The organism is Kitasatospora sp. NPDC001175, from assembly GCF_053598215.1.
The window spans coordinates 1-2,307 of record NZ_JBSFJU010000192.1 but is presented as its reverse complement, the minus strand read 5'-3'; the positions used below and the strand labels follow the sequence as shown (position 1 = coordinate 2,307).

Sequence of the window (2,307 nt, the reverse complement as noted above, 5' to 3'; positions counted from 1 at the left end):
AGATTCGACAAGCGCGGCTACGTCTACCTCGGCACCGTCACCGCAGCCGCACTCGTCATCTGGCTTCGCTCGTGATCGCCAGGACACTGCCTAGAGCGCGCACCGAGTCGGCGTAGGCCGCGGTCACAGCGGCGGGCTGACCCAGGTGCTTGGCGCGCAGTACGGCCTGGATCCTGGTGGCTTTGTCGGCGATGTTGCGCCGGCGGGCTCGCTTGAGGGCCGCACTGATCTGCGTGATCGTCAGCTTCGCCGCGGCAGTCGGATCAGGTGAGTTGGCCAGCAGCTCCAAGACGTCGGGGGCGTCCAGATCCTCGAACGCCTCCAAGGCGGCGGGGAAGTAGTCGAGCAGAGCGTGCCGCAGCCGCTGCGTGGTACGGGTCCGCTCCCAGATCAGGGTCTTGTGGATGCGCGTCACGACCTTGACGGCTTCAGCGTCGGCGGTGTCCCCGGAGATCGGGCGCAGGTGGTGGGAGCCGGTGCGCACCATGTCAGCGACCCCCGGCTCGCCACCGTCCGGCCACCGCGCGCCCGCCATCACCCTTCCCCTCGACTTCACCGCATTTCTGCGAACTCCACCACCCGCACTACCTCGCCTACGCCCGTCTGCACACCCACGACGACCAGCAGGCCGACCACATCGTCCAGACTGCACCCGGCGAGCTCGCCACTCACTGGACAAACACCCTCGCCAGCGCCAGCTGCCTACGCATGGGCCCCCTTCAAGCGCCAGATCACCCGGCAATCGGCACGAGCCCCCCTCCGATACCTGTCCCCGCTGCTCCCCAGCGAAGTCGTGGACGAGGAACTCCTACGCGATCTGCCCCAGCTGGACTTCGTTCAGATCGCCCGGCTCAGCGCAAGGCCCGCCGCGAGTACGAGAATCGCGTCAACGCCCTCGTGGCCAACGTCCGGCACTGAGGGGCCGTCAGGACCGCAGCCCCGGACGCCCCTCGCCGCCGCAGCCTGACCAAGTGAAGGATCCGGCCGTGCCGGGATGTGGAGGATCAGACAGCGGTCAGGCTCTTCGCCATGACCCGCTCCCTGCCAACGCCATCGGGCAGAAGATCGCCGGGCTCACCCGTGTCCGTGAAACCGTGCCGCTCATAGAGCGCGGTCGCCTTGCGGTTGTCCGGCATGACCGACAACCGCAGCGTCGTGGCACCGCGCTCCGCCCCCCACCGCTCGACCGCCTGGATCAGGTAGTCACCCACGCCCTTGCCCCGAGCCGTGGGGTCGACCCACATCGAGATCAACTCCACGTTCTCTGCTCCCTCGCCCGGCACTCCGCTGACCATGCCCACCGGAAGGCCGTCGAGGAGCGCGACGAGATCGTGCGCGCCAGGAATCGACAGACGGGCACGCCAGCGTTCCTCTCGGTCGCCGGAGCCCTGCCACTGGGCCAGCGTCGATCCGAACGCGTAGGGCGCCTCAGCAAGCGCGGCCAGTCGCAATTCCCGCCAAAGGGGCCAGTCGTCTGATTCCAAAGTGCGTAGTTCAAGCATGATCCAGACCCTGCCCGCCCGCCGGGGCGGGCAGCAAGTTGATTACAACCATGCAAACGAGGTCGTTCAGCCCTGCGACCAGCCGAAACCGGGGAGCAGCGGTGACTCACGCACCCGCAGACCACGAGACCTCGGTGAACCCATCCGGTCACGGCACTACACGCCACCTGGCCGTAGCTGTACGAGAACAGGGCCGGCACCAGCTCCTGCACCGGTTCGCCACCTGGCACCAGCTGCGGCGCCTGCGGGCGAAGCCCGACGCCGGGCCGCTCGGACGCTCTCCCACCCACGAGGCCCGGCAGCAGATCACCCAGGCCGACGCCTTCCTCACCTGGCTCGTAGCCCGCAACCGGACCCTCGACCAGTGCCAGCAGGACGACCTCGACGCCTGGCACGCAGACCAGTGCGCCACCCGCCGACCCGCCCAGCCCTTCCTGCGCTGGTGCATGGACAACAGCGCCATGCCCCGACTCGCCCTTCCGGACGACCTGGCACGAGCCCGCGTGCACGACGTGGGCCCGGCGATGACCACAGGCGGCGCGAGTACCGAACCGGCTCGCACGCGGGTGTGCGCGGTCCTGGCCAACGACGGCCGGGTGCGTCTGCTCCACTGGGGCAGTGTGCGGTTCGTGGGGACCGCGGCGGGGTCGGCAAGGGCGAGCCGGAGCGCTGGGAGAACCGATTTCGTATTGGAACGGTTACCGCATAGAGTGGTGTCACCGACGCGGGGTGGAGCAGCTCGGTAGCTCGCTGGGCTCATAACCCAGAGGTCGCAGGTTCAAATCCTGTCCCCGCTACTACCAAG

At 68.5% G+C, this 2,307-nt stretch carries 3 protein-coding genes and 1 tRNA gene; 2 read left to right on the top strand and 2 right to left on the bottom strand.

The annotated features are described in order from the left end of the window. Window positions 1-55 precede the first annotated feature (55 nt). Both ACWDAK_RS41020 and ACWDAK_RS41015 read right to left on the bottom strand, forming a co-directional pair. Window positions 56-535 (bottom strand): IS110 family transposase, encoded by a 480-nt coding sequence (locus ACWDAK_RS41020; protein WP_427396334.1) that lies wholly within the window; start codon window positions 533-535, stop codon window positions 56-58. 469 nt (window positions 536-1,004) lie between these two features. Next, a complete protein-coding gene (locus tag ACWDAK_RS41015) occupies window positions 1,005-1,502 on the bottom strand; it encodes a GNAT family N-acetyltransferase (RefSeq protein WP_427396333.1) in 498 nt (165 codons plus the stop codon). Window positions 1,503-1,603: 101 nt separating this feature from the next. On the opposite strand from ACWDAK_RS41015, the gene ACWDAK_RS41010 reads away from it, so the two are divergent. Continuing rightward, window positions 1,604-2,248 carry a hypothetical protein gene (locus tag ACWDAK_RS41010; protein ID WP_427396332.1) on the top strand — a complete coding sequence of 215 codons (645 nt, stop codon included), beginning with the start codon at window positions 1,604-1,606 and terminating at the stop codon, window positions 2,246-2,248. After that, window positions 2,226-2,299: transfer RNA gene (locus tag ACWDAK_RS41005), tRNA-Met, on the top strand. The genes ACWDAK_RS41010 and ACWDAK_RS41005 overlap by 23 nt, the downstream gene beginning before the upstream one ends. Window positions 2,300-2,307 lie beyond the last annotated feature (8 nt).